21 protein-coding genes are annotated in these 18,254 nt (G+C 40.2%); 12 read left to right on the top strand and 9 right to left on the bottom strand.

Features of this window, described 5'->3' with window-relative positions; all coding sequences use genetic code 11:
• Positions 1-84: 84 nt before the first annotated feature.
• Positions 85-873: an AraC family transcriptional regulator gene (locus L4D20_RS05260; protein WP_428800491.1), complete on the top strand. Its 789-nt coding sequence runs from the start codon at positions 85-87 to the stop codon at positions 871-873.
• On the opposite strand, the gene L4D20_RS05255 is transcribed toward L4D20_RS05260, so the two are convergent.
• Together L4D20_RS05255 and L4D20_RS05250 are read right to left on the bottom strand one after the other, a co-directional pair.
• Positions 865-1,788 carry a M14 family metallopeptidase gene (locus tag L4D20_RS05255; RefSeq protein ID WP_428800490.1) on the bottom strand — a complete coding sequence of 308 codons (924 nt, stop codon included), beginning with the start codon at positions 1,786-1,788 and terminating at the stop codon, positions 865-867. The two genes, L4D20_RS05260 and L4D20_RS05255, sit on opposite strands and share 9 nt — an antisense overlap.
• Before the next feature lie 116 nt (positions 1,789-1,904).
• A complete protein-coding gene (locus L4D20_RS05250) occupies positions 1,905-2,540 on the bottom strand; it encodes a DsbA family oxidoreductase (RefSeq protein ID WP_428800489.1) in 636 nt (211 codons plus the stop codon).
• A 260-nt stretch (positions 2,541-2,800) separates the two neighbouring features.
• Here L4D20_RS05250 and L4D20_RS05245 point away from each other — a divergent pair, with 260 nt between their 5' ends.
• The gene (locus tag L4D20_RS05245) at positions 2,801-4,153 is read left to right on the top strand and encodes an alpha-amylase family glycosyl hydrolase (RefSeq protein ID WP_428800488.1); all 1,353 of its coding nucleotides are present in this window, start codon (positions 2,801-2,803) and stop codon (positions 4,151-4,153) included.
• Positions 4,154-4,250: 97 nt separating this feature from the next.
• On the opposite strand, the gene L4D20_RS05240 is transcribed toward L4D20_RS05245, so the two are convergent.
• Entirely contained in the window at positions 4,251-4,868 is a 618-nt protein-coding gene (locus L4D20_RS05240) for a cupin domain-containing protein (protein WP_428800487.1), read from the bottom strand.
• A gap of 216 nt (positions 4,869-5,084) precedes the next feature.
• On the opposite strand from L4D20_RS05240, the gene L4D20_RS05235 reads away from it, so the two are divergent.
• Positions 5,085-6,188 carry a 1-acyl-sn-glycerol-3-phosphate acyltransferase gene (locus tag L4D20_RS05235; protein WP_428800486.1) on the top strand — a complete coding sequence of 368 codons (1,104 nt, stop codon included), beginning with the start codon at positions 5,085-5,087 and terminating at the stop codon, positions 6,186-6,188.
• A 94-nt stretch (positions 6,189-6,282) separates the two neighbouring features.
• On the opposite strand, the gene L4D20_RS05230 is transcribed toward L4D20_RS05235, so the two are convergent.
• Positions 6,283-6,879 carry a hypothetical protein gene (locus L4D20_RS05230; protein WP_428800485.1) on the bottom strand — a complete coding sequence of 199 codons (597 nt, stop codon included), beginning with the start codon at positions 6,877-6,879 and terminating at the stop codon, positions 6,283-6,285.
• A 187-nt stretch (positions 6,880-7,066) separates the two neighbouring features.
• Positions 7,067-7,366, bottom strand: coding sequence for a DUF406 family protein (locus L4D20_RS05225; protein ID WP_428800484.1), 300 nt, complete (start codon positions 7,364-7,366; stop codon positions 7,067-7,069).
• A 502-nt stretch (positions 7,367-7,868) separates the two neighbouring features.
• Between L4D20_RS05225 and L4D20_RS05220 the strand changes: the two genes are divergently transcribed.
• The 3 genes from L4D20_RS05220 (at position 7,869) to L4D20_RS05210 (ending at position 10,016) form a co-directional block, all read left to right on the top strand.
• On the top strand, positions 7,869-8,330 hold the full coding sequence (locus tag L4D20_RS05220) for a TetR/AcrR family transcriptional regulator (RefSeq protein ID WP_428800483.1): 462 nt from the start codon (positions 7,869-7,871) through the stop codon (positions 8,328-8,330).
• A gap of 232 nt (positions 8,331-8,562) precedes the next feature.
• Positions 8,563-9,567, top strand: coding sequence for a response regulator (locus tag L4D20_RS05215; RefSeq protein ID WP_428800482.1), 1,005 nt, complete (start codon positions 8,563-8,565; stop codon positions 9,565-9,567).
• Positions 9,567-10,016: a PAS domain-containing protein gene (locus L4D20_RS05210; RefSeq protein WP_428800481.1), complete on the top strand. Its 450-nt coding sequence runs from the start codon at positions 9,567-9,569 to the stop codon at positions 10,014-10,016. The genes L4D20_RS05215 and L4D20_RS05210 overlap by 1 nt, the downstream gene beginning before the upstream one ends.
• Before the next feature lie 84 nt (positions 10,017-10,100).
• On the opposite strand, the gene L4D20_RS05205 is transcribed toward L4D20_RS05210, so the two are convergent.
• Positions 10,101-10,664, bottom strand: coding sequence for an outer membrane beta-barrel protein (locus L4D20_RS05205; protein ID WP_428800480.1), 564 nt, complete (start codon positions 10,662-10,664; stop codon positions 10,101-10,103).
• Between the two features lie 623 nt (positions 10,665-11,287).
• On the opposite strand from L4D20_RS05205, the gene L4D20_RS05200 reads away from it, so the two are divergent.
• Both L4D20_RS05200 and L4D20_RS05195 read left to right on the top strand, forming a co-directional pair.
• Complete coding sequence (locus L4D20_RS05200) at positions 11,288-12,331, top strand: GMP reductase (RefSeq protein ID WP_428800479.1); 1,044 nt, start codon at positions 11,288-11,290, stop codon at positions 12,329-12,331.
• A gap of 241 nt (positions 12,332-12,572) precedes the next feature.
• Complete coding sequence (locus tag L4D20_RS05195; protein WP_428800478.1) at positions 12,573-12,953, top strand: hypothetical protein; 381 nt, start codon at positions 12,573-12,575, stop codon at positions 12,951-12,953.
• A gap of 123 nt (positions 12,954-13,076) precedes the next feature.
• Here the strand turns inward: L4D20_RS05195 and L4D20_RS05190 are convergent, their stop codons facing one another.
• Complete coding sequence (locus L4D20_RS05190; RefSeq protein ID WP_428800477.1) at positions 13,077-13,292, bottom strand: hypothetical protein; 216 nt, start codon at positions 13,290-13,292, stop codon at positions 13,077-13,079.
• Positions 13,293-14,454: 1,162 nt separating this feature from the next.
• Entirely contained in the window at positions 14,455-15,027 is a 573-nt protein-coding gene (locus tag L4D20_RS05185) for a DUF2913 family protein (RefSeq protein ID WP_428800476.1), read from the bottom strand.
• Between the two features lie 163 nt (positions 15,028-15,190).
• Here L4D20_RS05185 and L4D20_RS05180 point away from each other — a divergent pair, with 163 nt between their 5' ends.
• The 3 genes from L4D20_RS05180 to L4D20_RS05170 all read left to right on the top strand — a co-directional run bounded on the left by L4D20_RS05180 (position 15,191) and on the right by L4D20_RS05170 (position 17,333).
• Positions 15,191-15,790 (top strand): hypothetical protein, encoded by a 600-nt coding sequence (locus L4D20_RS05180; protein WP_428800475.1) that lies wholly within the window; start codon positions 15,191-15,193, stop codon positions 15,788-15,790.
• 158 nt (positions 15,791-15,948) lie between these two features.
• The gene (locus L4D20_RS05175; protein WP_428800474.1) at positions 15,949-16,665 is read left to right on the top strand and encodes a GAP family protein; all 717 of its coding nucleotides are present in this window, start codon (positions 15,949-15,951) and stop codon (positions 16,663-16,665) included.
• Between the two features lie 149 nt (positions 16,666-16,814).
• Positions 16,815-17,333 (top strand): NUDIX hydrolase, encoded by a 519-nt coding sequence (locus tag L4D20_RS05170; RefSeq protein ID WP_428800473.1) that lies wholly within the window; start codon positions 16,815-16,817, stop codon positions 17,331-17,333.
• Positions 17,334-17,452: 119 nt separating this feature from the next.
• Here L4D20_RS05170 and L4D20_RS05165 read toward each other — a convergent pair whose 3' ends face one another.
• Complete coding sequence (locus tag L4D20_RS05165; protein WP_428800472.1) at positions 17,453-17,770, bottom strand: DUF496 family protein; 318 nt, start codon at positions 17,768-17,770, stop codon at positions 17,453-17,455.
• Between the two features lie 186 nt (positions 17,771-17,956).
• On the opposite strand from L4D20_RS05165, the gene L4D20_RS05160 reads away from it, so the two are divergent.
• A complete protein-coding gene (locus L4D20_RS05160) occupies positions 17,957-18,208 on the top strand; it encodes a hypothetical protein (protein ID WP_428800471.1) in 252 nt (83 codons plus the stop codon).
• The last annotated feature ends 46 nt before the right edge of the window (positions 18,209-18,254 follow it).

Below are 18,254 nucleotides of genomic sequence, written 5' to 3'. Positions count from 1 at the left end.
TTATTGCCCGTGGAAATAAGTCTGACAGGTCGGTAGAATAACATGTATCTTTGAAAAGACATGTGACGTGATAGGAAGACAAGATTGAAAAAACCAGCTCGAATACTTCATCCATCCTTATCAATTGCGCGAGCACCATCAGATGTGTTTATGAATTTTGAAGCGTTTCTATCTAATACTGAAACGCGTGTTCATAGCCATCCTTGGGGCCAAGTTCAATTGATCAGTGGTGGGATCTTAGAGATGGAAGCAGAAGGGACTCGTTTTCTTGCTCCTCCTCACCTAGCTATCTGGGTGCCAGCGGGTGCACAACATTGCAGTTTCAATCGTAAGCCCCTTGATTACTGCTCTTTAAACGTAGCCCATGAGTTAACAGCCGATTTCCCAAGCCATACCAGCCTAATCAAAGTGACCTCCATTGTTTCGGCCATTATTGATGACTTTCGTCAGCGAAAAATCAATGTCGCTGAATCTGAGCAAGATAAGCGCCTTATTCAAGTCTTGTTGGATCAATTAGCGACAGAAGAGACTGAGCGTCATTTCTTACCGACGACGAGTAATAAATACCTTGCGAGAATTTTAGAGTCTGTGGAAGAGAACCCAACAGATACTACATCACTTGGGCAGTGGGCTGAAAGGGTGCATACGACAGAGCGAACTCTTGCAAGGCATTGCCAAACGGAACTTGGAATGAGTTTTACGGAGTGGAGGCTGAGAGTGAGATATCTCTATTCAATGGATCTATTAAGAAAAGGCCACTCCGTAAAAGAAGTGGCCCTAACATTAGGCTATAACCAAGCGAGCCCGTATATTTCAATGTTTAAGAAATACTCGGGTCAGACACCTGAGCAATATAAAAACCGATTACTGTAGATGAGCAATACCAAAATCTAGCGCACCGATAATCGCAGCAACTTGAGCATGATTACACTCTTCATCGTTAACTTTAGGGCTGTCTGGGTAAACTTCTGTTGTCGTTCCAAATTGGCAATTGCTTAGGCCGCCACACAACGAAAGCTCTTTTAGTGGGTAGTTAATTACGCCATGTTGCACAACATCAGAGCCGATGATTTTGTTATTGCTATCAGCAGGAGCAATATGAGTGACTTGCTTCACTGAGTCGATCACTGCTTTTTGAAAGGCTTCTTGTGGGTTTTCAGTATCACCTACGGTGTAGAAACCGTCAGGAATCATTCCTTCAATAAGCTCTTTTCCATCACGAGCAGCTAACGCAGGGCGAAACTCTGTTTCATCACTGTCAGTTGTTTCGTGGAGATCTACGTGAATGAAAATGTCTGTGTTTAGGTTTTCAACCATTGCCATCAAGTTAGCAGACTCTTCAGCAGGTGTGTCTTTATAAAATGAACGGTTTGGGTCAATTGCGTTTGGATTCCAACGATTAATAACTTCGTAACCCCAAGGGCTTACACATGGAGCGACAACAATATTAAAATGCTTGCTGTAAAATTCCGCCTGAGTCTCGACAAACTTAAGTGCGCCATGCACGCCACTGGTTTCGTAGCCATGAACGCCACCGGTAACAAGTACCGTTGGCTTACTTTCGTCCCAATTGCGGCTTTTGATACAGAAAAGTGGGTAACGCTCGGGATCATACGATAAAGAACCGTATTGCTCGACATCGTACTTATCGGCTAATGCTTGAATCTTAGGAACGACTTCAAGGTTGTATTCACGCTTGATGATCGTCTGATCTCGCCATTCTTTACGTTCTTGGTCACCCCAAGGTTTTCCTTGTACGCCAATAGGGTACACAAATGAGCTCTTCATAACTTTACCATTTATTATTGATTTGAACTGAGCTTATGATGGCAGGCTAGTGAGAGCAACGTTTATTCATTATTAATATGATAGCTAATGGTTGTATTGACTGTATTAGAGTCTGTTCACAATAGAATGTCGTTGATTATATCGGCTAGTGTCGATTCTGTTTGAGCGCCAATGAGTACCTGTCTCTGATTGAAAATAAAAGCAGGGACAGCATTGATGCCCGCTTCGACCCATTGAAGCTCAGTTGTTGTTACTGCATCTTGCCAAGTTTTGTCGTTAATGACTTGCCTTGCGACGTCGGCATTCAGACCGACTGATTTTGCTATGTTGCATAAACTATCAATGCAATTGATGTCTATTTTCCGGGTGAAGTAGGCATTAAATAGCGCCATTTTTAGGCTGTATTGCAAACCAAATTGCGCTGACCACATCAGCAACTGATGGGCTTTGCGAGTGTTATAAATTTTCATGTCAGTAGTGAAATTGAAGAAAAAATCGAGCTCTTGGCCGAGCTGGGTTATAGATTGGCGAGCACTTTCACTAGCATCGCTGGTCGCGGCGTATTTTTCAAACGTATGCTGATACAAATCCATTCCTTCTTGACTCATGGCGGGGTTTAGCTCAAATGGATGCCAATGTATTTCGACAGGTTGTGTTAGGGCTAGCTGATCAATGACACGCTCTAAGCGCAGATAGCCAATGACACACCACGGGCAGACCACATCTGAAACAATATCGACACGTAACGCCATTATGTTTTCCTTCTATTCCTCGTTAAAAAGTGACCAACTAAGTATAGATGTGGCTTCAGCGATTGCGATGTTATGCGCGAAACTCATACGGAAGAGTGAACTATGAGGGGGAATATAAGTTTCCTGAGCGTTGAATTAGCAACTACTACGCCCCTTGACTCATACGGGTAGATAGTAAGGCGGGGGGAATGTATTTTGATAAAATGCTTATATAATGGCGACATAGCAAGTAGAACTCATAACTAAAGGATTAAATACGTATGGAAGACGTGAATTATGCCAACGTTATTTTACACGCATTTGATTGGCCCTATGCATTAGTAGATAAACGTGCAGAAGAGATCGCAAGTGCCGGTTATAAAACCGTATTGGTCTCTCCGCCTATGAAATCACTAACTCATCCAAACGGTACACAGTGGTGGCAACGATATCAGCCTCAAGACTATCGAGTTATCGACAACCAACTTGGGAATACTCATGATTTCATTGCAATGATCGCGAGTTTAGCCAAGTTCAACATCTTTGTTTATGTCGATGTGGTGTTTAATCACATGGCTAATGAATCCTCTGTACGCTCTGATTTGCAGTATCCGAGTGCTAATGACGTCAAGGAGTACCAGTCGAATTCTGAGTACTATCAGTCGTTACGCCTATTTGGTGACTTATCAATGCCTCTATTTACTGAAGAAGACTTTGTCGAAGCGTTCGGTATTAAAGACTGGAAAGATAAGTGGGAGGTTCAAAACGGTCGAATCACCGGAGGGCCAAAGGATCCCGGCTTACCTACGCTCCGAGACAGTGATTATGTTATTAAGCAGCAAAGGTCGTATTTGCTGGCTCTTAAAAAACTAGGAGTGAAAGGCTTTCGGATAGATGCAGCAAAACACATTACTTTGAAGCAACTGCAGCAAGTATGGAGTGAAGAGATCACTCAGGATGTTCATATCTTTGGTGAAATTATTACCGATGGCGGAGCAACAAAAGAAGAGTACGAACTGTTTTTACAGCCTTACTTAAAAGAGACGCGTCTTGGGGCGTATGACTTCCCACTGTTTCAAACGTTATTTGATGCACTACAACCAAAAGGGAGCTTGAAATCTTTAGTTGATCCATATTGCTTCGGTCAGGCGTTATCTAAACGGCGTGCCATAACATTTGCCATTACTCATGATATTCCAAACAACGCAGTCTTTGAGAATATGGTGATGAGTGAAGCGAATGAATGGTTAGCGTATAGCTATATTTTAGGTCGAGATGGTGGTGCGCCTCTCATCTATAGTGACTTAGATACAAGTGGTGTCAGAGATGTTGAAGGGGATCCACGTTGGCAGCAAGCTTGGCACGACGAGCGAATGATAAATCGAATTCGTTTTTACAATGCAATGCAGGCATTGCCGATGGTAATGGTAGAGGCTAGTGAAGATTTACTCATCTTTAAACGTGGGGAAGTAGGTCTTGTTGTGTTGAATAAGTCAGAAAAGGCAACAACGGTTGACGTTAACGCTATGGGTGAGTGGTGTGATTGTCTAAGTGGTGTTGATGTAAAATCAAAAGGTGGTCAACTTACATTTTCTGTTCCGGCACACAGCAGCATGATGCTGGTCAGGCAGTAGCTAAAGTAGGACATCCATAGGCTGACCGTTTTGATAGGGCAGCCTTGGTTCAGTACTTTATTGTTCGGGTCGAGCGTCTGTACTTATTAAGACGAAATTAGAACGTGTGACCTAAAATGAGAGTCGCTACCTGATCACACTCTTTTTCATTTCCAGCAAAAAGCTGCTCGACAATGAGCGGCTTTTTTTGGCCCGATAGGCTGCGTTTTTTTGCTTCTCGGATGAGGAGGGCAATTTGAATTTGCGCATCCAGTTTAGCGTTTGCTAGTGGCTTCCAAGATGAAACCGCTTGGCTGTATCGATCAAGCTTTAGGTTTGGCTTTAGATTTAACGCTTCAAGTTTTATTAAAGTAAGAATCGCCTGAGTGTACTGTTCATCTTCAGGTTGGTTACGAAGCTCAACGAGTTGATTTAAAAGTGCTATAAGCAACTCTTGCGGTTTAAGTTGACCAGAACTCGTAGGGAAGTTTAAATCTAAACGAGAAGAAAAATCGATAGTTTGGATTAAGCTACTAGGAAAGAACGTGATGCTACAAAGGCAATCAAGAGGGATCCAAATAGATTCTCCCTTGTGAAGCGCATATTCATTCTTACCTAAACGAACAAGCATCATTCCATCAATAACACGGATTAGGCTGCTCTTAATGACCTTTTTACGAGGTGTTGTGGTTAAGAAATCGTATTGGGTAATTTGATGTTGAACTGCGTAATTCATGAGTTTCGCCTTATTCTCTGCGGCAACTAGATATGTTGCGACCCGCTTTGGGGCGACAAGGTTACCTTTTCTGTCAAAAAATGCCAATAGAACTGAAGGGCAATCACACTTATCTGGTCAGACCTTTGTGGTTATGAGAACTCTATTGCTGATAACCCTGTGAACTATGCGTAGAATAGGCGAGCTTTTTTCCTTTTTTCGATTACGTAGTAAATAATGACTTTAAATACTGATCCATATGTAGATATTCGTCCATACAATGACGATGAGATTCCAGCAGCAATTGAGCGCCTTATTAATGATGAGGAGTTTATCGGTGCGATTCTTCACCATCGTTTTTCAAATCATGCTTCTTGGTTTATGGCGGTAATGAGTCCGTTTGTTAAAGCGTACTTGAAATTCAAGTGGAAAAAACTGACCAGCATTGAAGCGATTCAAATTGAAGTTAAAAAATATCTCGCAAAGACACTAAAAACGACCACCAATGGTGTGACATACAGTGGTCTTGATAAACTAGACAAAGACACTTCTTACCTGTTTGTCTCTAATCACCGCGATATTGCAATGGATCCAGCGCTAGTAAATTACGGTCTTTACCAAAGTGGTCACAAAACAGTACGAATTGCGATTGGCGATAACCTATTGAAAAAGCCTTGTGCGACAGAGCTTATGCGTCTGAATAAAAGCTTTATTGTGAAGCGGTCGGCGAAAGGGCCACGTGAGATGATGAAGATGCTAGGCACATTGTCTGGCTATATTAAGCACTCATTGGATTCTGGTAACTCGATTTGGATAGCGCAAAAAGAGGGTCGAGCAAAAGATGGTAACGACTTTACCGATCCGGCGATTTTGAAAATGTTCCATGTAGAAGGTCGCAAGCAGAAAATCAGCTTTGCTGACTACACCAAGTCACTGAGAATCGTGCCAGTCTCTATCTCTTATGAGAATGACCCTTGTGATATTGCTAAAGCTCGTGAGCTTTATGAAAAAGCAACGCATGGCGAGTACAACAAAGGTGAGTTTGAAGACATCGAGAGCATTATTCAGGGTATTGTAGGTGACAAAGGTCGAATTCACGTTGCTTTTGGTGATGTGATTGCTGAGTCATACGAAGCCCCTGATGAGTTTGCCGCTGAAGTTGACCGCCAAATTCATGAGAACTACAAGCTTTTCCCAATTAACCAATTAGCTGCTGACATTGAGTCAGACGTAGAGCAGGGCACACGTGAACGTCTACAAGAGAAGCTTGAGCAACTTCCATTAGATGCGCACAAGTTCTTGCTAGACAGTTATGCGAACCCAGTTCATAACCAGAACTAATTTAGTATTGTGCTAGAAAGCAGAGATAAGAAAGAGATGCACTTAGCATCTCTTTTTTTATCCGGTAGATCTAAACGGCTTATCACGCTCGTCTCTAGCGGGCAACAGCGCCGCCAAGAGTGAGGTTAGAGGGCCACTTAGTGATGGTGTTTCCACCGAGGTAAATATTACCGTTAACGGTCATTGTATCGGGGAAGGTTGTAATACCTGAACCACCTATAAATAAACTGCCTTCAACAATTATGCCCTCAGGAAGCTGCTCTAAGGGCGTTCTAATTACGCTTAAATCTCCTTTTACTTTCATTCTCGGTGGCAAGGTTGCAACCTTTGTATCCGTGAGATTGATGTACCCGCCTACTTTTACTCCACCTGGCCAGCGAGTCAGTTTGGATCCCAGTAAATTCGCGTAGCCCTTAATTGATGTACCTCGTTGGATCTGTTTTAACTCGCAGTTCGTTGCTTCAAGGCTCCCATTAATTTCGATGCCTTTTGGTAGCTTAGCGATAGAGGTCTTAGAGATATTCAGGTTTCCTTTCACGATCAGTCCATCGGGTAACGAAGTGTAAGGCTTATTACGTAGGTCTAAGTTGCCATAGTTATCTAGGTGATTAAGGATTTTATAGTGATCCAATGGCTCGCTGAGGGCGGCAAAAGAAAAAAGCAGTAGCAGAGTAATAAAAGTGGCTTTCATACAGAGGAGGGCCAAGCATTGCGAGTTAAGTAGTCAGTATCGTTAGGATGTCGAAAGGATTCAATGATATTGAGAAAAAACTGTGATTTTCACTCTGACTAAAATAAAAGAGTAGAAAGCGTAACGAGATTTACGGTTCCTACTCTCTGTAATCAATGGATATTAGTTAAACTTAATGTCTTTAAACCTAATGTCTAAGAGAGCGTGTCTTCAGTTCAAAAATCAGCTTTTCAGCACTGACTTCAAACTTGAAACGTGCAGTGACTTCTGTAGAAGCTTCAGTAATCTCAGACAGGTCGAATTCGACGTTTTTACATACTTCTTTAGCAAGAGTTAGGTATTTATCTAATTCACTCTTTAACTCGGCCGAATCAGGGGAGCTAATCGTAATTTCAGAAATTTCATCCCCTTCTTTAATCATGAAGCCAATTTCGCCAGCAGAACCGCAAGCTTCACATACATCATTGTCGATTTTATCGATGCTCATTACATATACTCCTAAGTAAACTGCCGACATATTACATATCAATTTGATCTCTATCCACAAAAAAGCACGCTGTTCTGCAAGACAGTAACAGAATGTTATACTGCACAGGTATCGACGATTTATTTATCAAACGTGATTTGGTCATAAGCTAATCGATAACATCGATACTGAATTAAGTGTGATCAAGGTCGGATTTATACGTAACGATATAGAAAAAGAACGCGAGAATCTTTGCTCGTGAGTTGTCTATTGCTTAGATATGTAACATCATTCTGTTCAATGATTTCTTGGTAATAAATAACTTGTTCTTTTGGTAGGTATCTATGAGCAATCATTGCCTGTTTCTAGCCAACGCACATGTGCTACTTAGTTGAGTGACGCGTTTATAGGCACATAAACGTTTCATAGATACAAAAACATGTCATAGATGCGAAAATAGTTATTACTGGGTTGAATTGTACTCAGGCCGAGTAAAGTAGTTAATAAAGAGAAGAGTTAAACCATGCCAAAGCGTAGTAAAGAAGATACTGAAATTACGATTCAAACAATTATGGATGCGGTCGTTGACCAGCTGTTAAGGTTAGGCTATGACAAAATGTCATACACCACCTTGAGCCAACAGACTGGCGTATCTCGTACTGGGATTAGTCACCACTTCCCAAAGAAAACAGACTTTACTGCGGCATTGGATGGTCGAATCTTCAAGATCTTTGTTGAGCATTTAAATGTAAGTGGTGATCTAAAACTGTTTTCAGAAAGTTGGATCAACGCATTAAGTAACAAAGAGTTTTTGGCTATCCTTCGTCTGCTATTCCATCATATTGTTACTGCTGACCGTGCTCATGAGTTTGCATCGCAGGGGGTTTCACGTTTATACAAAATGACTGAAACGCAATTTGGTGAAGAAAGCACTCGCGAAATTGAATGGTTAATTGGAAAGTCGCTTATCCAAATGGCGAAATAGAATCTAAGAAAAATTGAACGAATCTAAGTAAAATCACGATGAATTTTAAAAATACCCTCACTAGAGGGTATTTTTTTGTCTTGAGCTTTTCGGTATCAAAAACAATCCGATTACCGAGCTTAATTTATAATAGAATCAATAAAAAGAGAGAAAAATGTCTATTCGGAGAGTGATGCGGTAACTATCTGTTACACTCTAATTAAAGGATAGTTAAATAATAATAGGTGAACGCATGTCTTACCCCGTTCTCATCTGTGATGACTCTGCATTAGCACGCAAACAGATGGCTCGTTCTCTCCCTGCATCACTTAACGCTGATATTACTTTCGCAGTACATGGCCTTGATGCATTAGAGAAGTTAGAACAACAAGAATTTAAGCTAATGTTCCTAGATCTCACCATGCCTGAGTTAGATGGATTCGGAACACTGGAAGAAATTAAAAAACGCGATTACGACATTCCCGTTGTCGTCGTGTCTGGTGATATTCAGCCGAAAGCAAAAGAACGTGTCGATACGTTAGGTGCGAAAGCATTTATTCAAAAGCCGATCGATAAGAAGCTGCTTAATGATGTATTAAAAACTCTTGTTGCGCCAAGTGTACAACCTCAAATAATCACGCCTGCTCCTCTTGATTTGCCGATCCTTCGCCGTAGAGATATCTACATGGAAGTCGCGAACGTATCAATCGGGCGAGCTGCTGATGCGTTGGCGCGTCATTTTGATGTGTTTGTTCACCTACCACTACCCAATGTGAATATTCTTGAGCTCAGTGAACTTCATATGGCATTGCGTGACTTGGCTGAAAATGATCAAGTCTCTGGTGTGTGCCAAGGGTTCAGTGGTGAAGGTATTGCAGGTGAAGCTTTAGTTTTATTGAGTGACTCAAGTGTTTGTGATCTAAAGAAGTTGATGAAGATCCCCGCTGATAGTGAAGAGCTAGAGGAGCTAGAGCTATTGATGGATGTATCGAATATTTTAGTCGGTTCATTTTTAAATGGTTTAGGTGAGCAATCAGAAGTCCGTTTCTTCCAAAGCTCACCAGTACTACTAGGGCAGCATATTTCCATAGATTCCATCATCAACTCGACAAGTGGGTCGTTTACCAAAACAATGACCTTTGAAGTTAGCTACAACATAGATGGCACATCTATTCGTTGTGATTTACTGTTCATGTTTGTTGATGAATCCCTACCACTTTTAGACAACAAACTTGCTTACTTGATGGAGGACTTTTAATGTTAAATCTTCCTGCTGAATTTGAACAATTCCACTGGATGGTGGACATGGTACAGAACGTTGATATGGGGTTGATCGTTATCGATCGTGAATACAACGTTCAAGTATGGAATGGGTTTATGACTCACCATAGCGGTAAGCAAGGGCATGACGTTCTGGGTAAGTCGCTCTTTGAGTTGTTCCCTGAAATCCCTCAAGATTGGTTTCGACTAAAAACAAAGCCGGTTTATGACCTGGGTTGTCGCAGCTTTATTACTTGGCAGCAGAGACCTTATCTTTTTCATTGCCGAAACGTACGACCTATTACGCAACAAGCAGAATTCATGTATCAGAACGTCACTCTTAATCCCATGAGAACGCCAACAGGCGAAATTAAATCGATGTTTTTATCTATTCAAGACGCGACAGCAGAAGCATTAGTTTCGATTCAAGCAAAAAACGATAAATAATTGACGCGGGTAGTTTGATTTTTGACCATTGAGGCGTAACCGGTTTGTTGTTAACGGTTACGCTTTTTTATAACGGATTAAAGATTAAAGCTTGAAGCTCGCACCAACCAAAAATGCCGAGTTAGAGTAGTCATCTTCTAACTCTTGATGGATATACTCAACATTGATGTCTAGGTGTGGCTGAAAGAAGGTATTGATTTTAATGCCTATTCCATAGTATGGGTGTGTTCCCGAAGTCTCGATAGGCGTATTAGGGTTACTGGTTAGGTTAGTCTCTTCAAGAGTTGTGTAACTCATCCCTCCTTTAGCGTAGACAAAACCGACACTTTGGATTGGATGCTGTATATGTGTACCTACAAAGTAACCTTGATAAGAGAGATCAATAACATCTAAATGCTCATTGGAATATTGAGGGGTGTCGGAAACGATATTAGTATGCCCCACATCTAAGCCCACAAAAGGGGACAGAAAATAGCTGTAACCTACGTTCGTAACCCATGCGTTTTCACTACCTAGCTCGCCTTTAATGTTTGCATAGCCTGTATCTGCAAACAGTTGATGTGTTTTTTCGTTGGCAGTTACGCCATGTGAAAAGAGCAATGCATTACTAATTAGTACCGGCATAAACAAGATACTCACTGTTTTCATTGCCATCTCCCTGACTATTTCACAATTTAACTGCCGCTTTTTTGACCTTATTTTTCTATTGCAATAACTGATCCAAAAGCAAACCAGCGTCAATCCAAAAACTTTCATTTACCATTTAGTAAAAATAGCTTCGAAAAAAGGCCACTTTTTTGCGTAAACGTCGATCGTCCATCGTTTATTAATTAAAAAGTGATGAAAATTCACTCAGCGAAAGAGTGATTTAGATCGAGATATGGGCTGAAATTGAGTAAGAGAGTGTAACGTGGATAAAATAGGAATTTATGAATAACGAATGAGCGCAACGGAGAGGTGAGGTAACTTATTGATATTTTTCTAATTTTAACTGATTGAAAGTAGGGGGAGTAAACGTTTGCTTTCTATAGGTGCTTTCCTACGTAAGGTAACACAAAAAAAATCAATTTATCAGACTTGCAGGAAAAAAATCACGACCTATAATGCTGAAAACCGGAGCGTCTGCCAACGCTCCGGTTTTTTTGTGTCCGAAGAAAGGTAAACCGTCTGCCAACGAGTTACCAACGCACTATGCTTAATGATGGATGTAGTTATTCATACGAGCTAGATGCCCACTGGAACATGTACTACTAAATCAAGGAATTTACACAATGCGTATCGAACAAGAACTTAAGTTAGGCTTTAAAGATGTACTGTTTCGCCCTAAGCGTTCAACACTAAAAAGTCGTTCTCAAGTAAATTTAACCCGCGATTTTACATTTAAGCACAGTGGTCGTCAATGGTCTGGTACTCCTGTTATTGCAGCTAACATGGATTCAGTTGGTAGTTTCGAAATGGCAACCGAGCTTGCAAAGCACGGTGTTATGACGGCAATGCACAAGCACTACACTGTTGAGCAGTGGGCTGACTTCGTAAAAGGCGCGGATAAAGAGACTCTAAACAAAGTATTTGTATCTACAGGTACTTCTGACCGTGAATTCGAAAAAACAAAAGAGATCTTAGCATTAAGCGAAGATCTAGAGTTTATTTGTATTGATATCGCAAACGGTTACTCAGAGCATCTAGTTGAGTACGTTGAGCGTGTACGCGCTGAATTCCCAACAAAGACTATCTCAGCTGGTAACGTTGTTACTGGTGATATGTGTGAAGAGCTAATCCTAGCGGGTGCTGACATTGTTAAAGTTGGAATCGGCCCTGGCTCTGTATGTACTACACGTGTTAAAACAGGTGTCGGCTACCCACAACTTTCAGCAATCATCGAGTGTGCTGACGCAGCGCACGGCCTTGGCGGTATGATCATCGGTGACGGCGGTTGTGCTTGTGCTGGTGACGTTGCTAAAGCGTTCGGTGGCGGCGCTGATTTCGTAATGCTTGGCGGCATGCTAGCAGGTCACGAACAGTCTGGCGGTGAAGTGGTTGAGCAAGACGGTAAGAAATTCATGAAGTTCTACGGCATGTCTTCTCAGTCAGCTATGTCTAAGCACTCTGGTGGCGTAGCGAACTACCGTGCAGCTGAAGGAAAAACCGTACTGTTACCATACCGTGGTGACGTGAACGACACTATCAATGACATCCTTGGTGGCGTACGTTCAACTTGTACATACGTAGGCGCAGCAAAGCTTAAAGAGCTAACGAAGCGTACAACGTTCATCCGTGTACAAGAGCAAGAGAACAACGTTTTCGGTAAAGAGTAACCTTTACTTTAAGAAGTAAACTTTTTATAAGAAAAACAAATAGTAAGAGCCGCTTTGAAGTGGCTCTTTTTTTGTTTGGAACACAGTAAGTATAGTTCTAATACCACGCATTTCCATCGTCAAACTTAATATTAGCCTCTCTGTCAAATTACCTAGTTTATCGTTCTGTACTAAAGCTGTGTTCTAAAATGTGAGTAAAATACGCTATACTGTGTTTTTATACAGTTGTTGTGGTTTTTCTATGTTTCAATCTATTCAAGTTAGCTCTGGTTACAGCATTATTAAATTAAATGGTAGTGGGCCAATAGGGGAAAGCACAAAGAGCGATGGTAAAATTGCAGCACTATTAAAGCGCGGTAATCAATTTTGGGCGCCGTTTGGCGGCTTCATTGAGGCAGATAACATTATTGGCCTGAAGTGGATAAAACTCGTCGACATTAAATATCTTTGCACCGATGCAGACGCTGAAGTCGTTGAGTATGTAATACAGAACGATCACTACGTGGTAGGAACGTACCGAGACAATCAACTCTACATTCTATTGTTTGGCGGAAAGCCCAAGCATCATCAGTTGAAAGGGAAAGAGCAAGATGGGAAGAACAATGTGTATGGGTTGTTTTGATTTGAAATAAAGCTCCAATGAAAGGAGCTTTCAAACACAAGAAGAGAGGGAAAGTTCTAAGAGTTCGTTTTTCTTCTAAGGCGAACAGTCCAAGAAATTGCTAATTATCGCTTTTGTACTTTTCTAATCATCGACATGTTTAGTCATGCTTTTTTCATTATCAAGGTGTGGGAGGTTGTAGCGTTTGCAAAGAGCTTGTTGTTTTTCTTTAGATAAGTTGCCTTCACTAACAAGCTCTTGCCAATATTTGGGCTCAACAAGCCGTTCGCGAAACTTCTTTTGTTGCATTTTATATAAAATATACAATACGAGAATACCGATTAATCCAAGCAGCTCCATCTATCGTCCCTTGTTAATTTGGTTTAAATAGAGCAGGCAGTCTATATCAACTTTGTCCGAACCGTCTGCTTCTTGGTGCGGTTCATTGAAACTAGTTTGCATATTACTCCTACTCTACATTCAATTGATTCAATAACTTAGTAGGGTATCACTACCGTCTCTTATCGAATAGCCATTGTTCAACTTTTTAATCAGTCTTACTAGCTAAGTATGTCTTAAAAGTAACTTTGAACTTTTGATGTGTAATTAGGGAGTTGTCATTGCGGTATGGCTAGAACTAAATAAGAGGAAATGTGACGATTGAGGCTGGAGTGGTGAGATATTGAGCCGCAGGCTGCTATTTTGAGAGGAATTGAAAATAGACAGCGGAAATATAATCTAGTGTGCGATTGTTAATCTTGAAATGCATGCGACTAGATGATTTTTCATTTGTGCGGCTTTTTTTACTTTATGATAATGGTTTTACTTAATACGTTCTTTCTTACTACAGCAGAAGTCGCTTATTCAGATTTATAGGATTGTGAAATTTCCTAATCTGGCGCCTGAAACCGATGTGACGTTACCGGTTTGTGAAACTTCATCAAATTGGAAGTTTATGGGGCTGCTGATGTTCTTGAGCTTTGGCAGTATATGGCGAAATAAAATATCGCTGTTGAGCTGGTGTATCTCTGCGACCCAAGATAGGTCTTCGTTGTATAAGTTTATTTCTATTTTGAACATTTATTTCCTTTTGATTGAATCGTGTTTTTCTTGTTTGTTAATTTGTACCAATGGATTTGGCGGCTCGTTCTGCGAGACATAGTGTTGTACCTTTTAATAATTAATTTGTACCCTTAGATTTAGCATATAAATATGACTATTTTGTGAAGGGCAATTTATTTGGTCTGATTAAAAGCTATTGAATGAACGATTGAGGTAAAGCTGACGCAGAGATGTTGTACGAGAATATCGAGAACTGTCTATGAGGGAACTTGGACTAAATGTAACATTAACAACTCTTAGGTAAGAGCCAAGGCTGCACTATACTCCAAGTTTTGAAGATAGCTAGTACTAAATTAAACATTAATTAAAAGAATGAACAATTAAAATTAAGAGCTAAGCCTCAATTGCTGAGTTTAATGACCAAACAATTGTAGCCAAGCATCAATAGCATGGCTTTTTATTAGAATCTCATTAATTCAATACGTAAGTGACAATCGTCTTCATAAGCGACAATCGCCTGAAAATGGCTATCTTGTTCAACAACGTTAGAAAACTGCTCTTTAAAATCCGCATTACCTACGAACAGTAGTTGTGTTGATTGGGTCATTAGGCCATCTTCATCAAAGCTTGAATCAAGACTTTCATCGACAACACAAACCAATACCTGCCCAAAGCGTGCATCTAAATCGATATCTTTCGCTAAAGAGTATTGAACCTTGGTTTTGAGCTGTGACTCAATGTTCATCACTAAGCTGATAAACTGATACAAGTCTGTTGAACATGTTTCTAGAAGCTGTGAGTGCTCTCTAGTTAAGAAGACTTCGAAGTCGGCTTTTAATTGACGACCAGCTAACAGCCATTGTTTTGTTGTTTTTTTCACCGTGCGAAAACGGGCACTCTTTACTATTGGCTTTATAAATTGAACCAGTACTTGGTTTTTTTCAGCAATGTTTAAGTGACGTTCTAGCTTTTTAAATTCAAGATGCAGTAATGCATGAGTCGATATGTCTAATAATAATTGTGATGGGTGCATGAAAATATAAGGTTACGGCAGGTAACAAGAGCATAACACACTGAAACCATGATCAGTTATCCCTCATTTCATAATGTCATATACGTTATGGATTCCGACAATAACATCCATTAAAATGGATCCAATACAGGCATAGATAGCCAAATCAAGGACCACAGTTTAAATGAGCGAACTTACGCCACAACAAGAACATGCTAAAGCGATTTTCAAAACCAATTTACATCTGCCTAATGGTGGGTTTCATGGCTTGATCATTGAACTGAGTAAAGAGTACCAACTGCCTTTTCAAAAGGTACGGACTGTTTTAATGACAAGTCAAAAGATTGTTGAAGAGAAAATTAATTCAGATTTTGAAAATGTAAGTGAACAAGACCTTAGTAAAGAACATTGGATCGGTTTGATTCATTTAGGTTTGAGGGATCTGGCTAAAGAAACTACTGCAGTCATGACGCTTCTTGAGGGTAATAGCCACTATAACAATGCTAAAGCTGGGTTATTAGAACCAATTACTAGCGAAGGTGCGCGTGATGCTATTTTGGAAGAACTGTTCTGCGCATACGAGAAAATTGTGTTTAAACCTTTGTTAGCTATGCTGCATACTAGCCCTCTATATTGGAAGTTAATGCTACTAGAAGAGTTGTATCAAATGACCGAAGAGAAGCGTCAGCAGTTTGAGCTTTACCCTCAGTACATGCAAGCTACTGAGACGCTGTTTATACTTGATCAAAAAATTAGAAATATAGAGTTAGTCGATAGCTTGTGAGTCATTTAGTTATAATCTTTGTTATGTAAATCAGTAGAAGATTTTTACACTTATTGGTGAGGTCTATACTTGTAATTGGCCCCCAATAAGTTAGTGTTGATTGTCTTGTATTTATACGCGGTCTTCAATCCGCATGGTTTTTAGAAGGTTTTTAGTAAATGATTAGCTTGTTTGTTATTCTTATAACTATAGCTTTGCTCGATAGTACATCAATGATACCACTAGCTCTTATTCCTATGGCTGCTATTCTTGGTGGGAAACAGTACATATCTGGGGCCCTAGGTTTTATTCTTGGTATATTCGTAGTCTATTTTTTCTCTGGAATACTATTGTTGTTTGGGTTCGATTATGTATTCGAAGTTATAGGCCCGAGTTTTTCACGATGGTGGGATGAACCAAAAACATTAGAACTTGTATTTCAGACTTTAGTTGGTATTTGCGTACTGCTCTATGCTTGGAAGCAATATAAACTACCAAAAATAGAGGTAACTGAAGAATCTAGCAATAAATTAGAGGCTGCCTTTACGCCTATTAGTGCTTTTACATTAGGCATCACTTTAACAATAGTTGGTGTTCCCGGGGCTATCCCATACTTCGGTGGTATTGAACAAATCCTCAGAGCTGACTTAAATTTAGTCGCTTCAATGGCTGCTTTACTTGTCTACAATATTGCATTCGTAACAGTATTCTTCACTATGCTACTCATCCGTATAATTGCACCGAATAAGACAGAATTAGTATTTGGATCGATATCATCGGTTATGAAACGTTGGGGAAAACCTGCAATTGTAACTTTACTCGTTATTCTTGGTTCGGTATTCATAGCAGATTCGGTAGGGTGGCTATTTGGGTACCCGTTACTGACGGTTGGTTAATTGTAGTCAAATATATATTATTAACGCCTTGATCTATTGTTGATTAAGGCGTTTTATTTTGTACTGCTGTAGATATATGCAAGCTCAAAATCGTAGTCATCCATGCAGTGTGGTAGCATTCACCAAATTATACTTTAAGACCATTCCACATGAGACATCTTACAACCATGGTTCACCCGAGCATAGAGCACTTGGATGAACAAACTATCTATAAGCGTAACGCGGCAAGAGCGATTGTAATAGATGGTGAGGATATACTGCTTCTTTACACTGAAAGGTATCATGACTACACCATTCCCGGTGGTGGTCTTGATGAAGGTGAGGATGTTATTGCAGGTATGGTGCGTGAGCTCGAAGAAGAGACGGGTGCACAGAATATTCACAGTATTAAACCGTTTGGTATCGTTGAAGAGTTTCGCCCTTGGTATAAAAATGATGCCGATGTCATGCATATGATCTCGTACTGCTATACCTGTAAAATTGACCGAAATCTTGGCGATACGAATTACGAAGATTATGAGATCAAAAATGGTATGAAAGCCGTGTGGCTTAATATTCATGATGCGATCACACATAATGAAAAAACCATGGCTGAAAGCGAGAAGAAAGGCATGAGCATTGAGCGTGAAACGTTCTTGTTGCATTTGATTGCCAAAGAAATGCTGTAATCATTTCCTATTGAGCCGTATAAAAAAATCCGAGTCAGAAGTGACTCGGATTTTTATCGTTTATAACGAATAAAGATTAAACCCTACCTGATATTTAAGCAGGGCAACTCTTACAGAGCTTATTTTTTAGCTTGATTCGTTTGCTTGTCTTCTTCAGTAAGATCGCGAATGCGGCGACTGATATCACGACGTGCTTTTGAAATTTCTGCACTTTTGATGATGTGATCATCAACACGATCTTCGTAGTCTGCTTTCATGTTTTTAACGATAGAGACAATCTCATCGTGGCTCATACCTGAATGAACGTAATCTAGTAAGTTCTCTAGCAGATCGACACGTTTACGGTTATCACGAACCTTTTTTTCGTTGTCTAAAAGTTCACGCTTTAATTTGTTCTTACGACGTGCTTGGTTTACGATTTCTAATACACTACTCATAGGTTCCTTTTCCCAACAATTAACGTTAACTGCCCCGATTAAAGCACAACACTTAAAGACATAACAGTCTTTAGATCAATACGAACAAGATCTTGTCCATTTATTCACCAACCACTCTAGAGTGCATTGTTTTATTGGTCTGAGTCGCTATATTATGACGTGAATTATGAAGAGAATATTAACGACATGAACAGCTCAGAAATTATAGTGCCAGTTGAATTGCAAGTTCATACAGGTGAAGAGCCAACAAAATTAGAACTCGACCGTTTCGAATCTGATGTTGAGGATGCACAAGCACTTTCGTATAAACTGCGTAGTGCTTATCAATCTGAACGCGACAAGCTTGAAATGACGGAAGTAGAGCTAAATCGCTCACGCATTTTTATGGTTGATAAAAATGGCAATATGAGAATTGTACCGCTAATGTCAGAACATTAGTGGTGTAGACTTTCTTATCTGCGTTTAGATAAGTAAGCATGAGTTA

Source organism: Vibrio kyushuensis (assembly GCF_050337325.1).
Taxonomy (GTDB): domain Bacteria; phylum Pseudomonadota; class Gammaproteobacteria; order Enterobacterales; family Vibrionaceae; genus Vibrio; species Vibrio kyushuensis.
Note: the sequence above shows the minus strand (reverse complement) of the source record. Positions and strands in the feature narration are given on the sequence as shown.

Coding starts and splice junctions, on each gene's coding strand:
- L4D20_RS05255 (WP_428800490.1), bottom strand. CDS start 1,788: ATGAAGAGCTCATTTGTGTACCCTATTGGCGTACAAGGAAAACCTTGG.
- L4D20_RS05250 (WP_428800489.1), bottom strand. CDS start 2,540: ATGGCGTTACGTGTCGATATTGTTTCAGATGTGGTCTGCCCGTGGTGT.
- L4D20_RS05245 (WP_428800488.1), top strand. CDS start 2,801: ATGGAAGACGTGAATTATGCCAACGTTATTTTACACGCATTTGATTGG.
- L4D20_RS05240 (WP_428800487.1), bottom strand. CDS start 4,868: ATGAATTACGCAGTTCAACATCAAATTACCCAATACGATTTCTTAACC.
- L4D20_RS05235 (WP_428800486.1), top strand. CDS start 5,085: ATGACTTTAAATACTGATCCATATGTAGATATTCGTCCATACAATGAC.
- L4D20_RS05230 (WP_428800485.1), bottom strand. CDS start 6,879: ATGAAAGCCACTTTTATTACTCTGCTACTGCTTTTTTCTTTTGCCGCC.
- L4D20_RS05225 (WP_428800484.1), bottom strand. CDS start 7,366: ATGAGCATCGATAAAATCGACAATGATGTATGTGAAGCTTGCGGTTCT.
- L4D20_RS05220 (WP_428800483.1), top strand. CDS start 7,869: ATGCCAAAGCGTAGTAAAGAAGATACTGAAATTACGATTCAAACAATT.
- L4D20_RS05215 (WP_428800482.1), top strand. CDS start 8,563: ATGTCTTACCCCGTTCTCATCTGTGATGACTCTGCATTAGCACGCAAA.
- L4D20_RS05210 (WP_428800481.1), top strand. CDS start 9,567: ATGTTAAATCTTCCTGCTGAATTTGAACAATTCCACTGGATGGTGGAC.
- L4D20_RS05205 (WP_428800480.1), bottom strand. CDS start 10,664: ATGAAAACAGTGAGTATCTTGTTTATGCCGGTACTAATTAGTAATGCA.
- L4D20_RS05200 (WP_428800479.1), top strand. CDS start 11,288: ATGCGTATCGAACAAGAACTTAAGTTAGGCTTTAAAGATGTACTGTTT.
- L4D20_RS05195 (WP_428800478.1), top strand. CDS start 12,573: ATGTTTCAATCTATTCAAGTTAGCTCTGGTTACAGCATTATTAAATTA.
- L4D20_RS05190 (WP_428800477.1), bottom strand. CDS start 13,292: ATGGAGCTGCTTGGATTAATCGGTATTCTCGTATTGTATATTTTATAT.
- L4D20_RS05185 (WP_428800476.1), bottom strand. CDS start 15,027: ATGCACCCATCACAATTATTATTAGACATATCGACTCATGCATTACTG.
- L4D20_RS05180 (WP_428800475.1), top strand. CDS start 15,191: ATGAGCGAACTTACGCCACAACAAGAACATGCTAAAGCGATTTTCAAA.
- L4D20_RS05175 (WP_428800474.1), top strand. CDS start 15,949: ATGATTAGCTTGTTTGTTATTCTTATAACTATAGCTTTGCTCGATAGT.
- L4D20_RS05170 (WP_428800473.1), top strand. CDS start 16,815: ATGAGACATCTTACAACCATGGTTCACCCGAGCATAGAGCACTTGGAT.
- L4D20_RS05165 (WP_428800472.1), bottom strand. CDS start 17,770: ATGAGTAGTGTATTAGAAATCGTAAACCAAGCACGTCGTAAGAACAAA.
- L4D20_RS05160 (WP_428800471.1), top strand. CDS start 17,957: ATGAACAGCTCAGAAATTATAGTGCCAGTTGAATTGCAAGTTCATACA.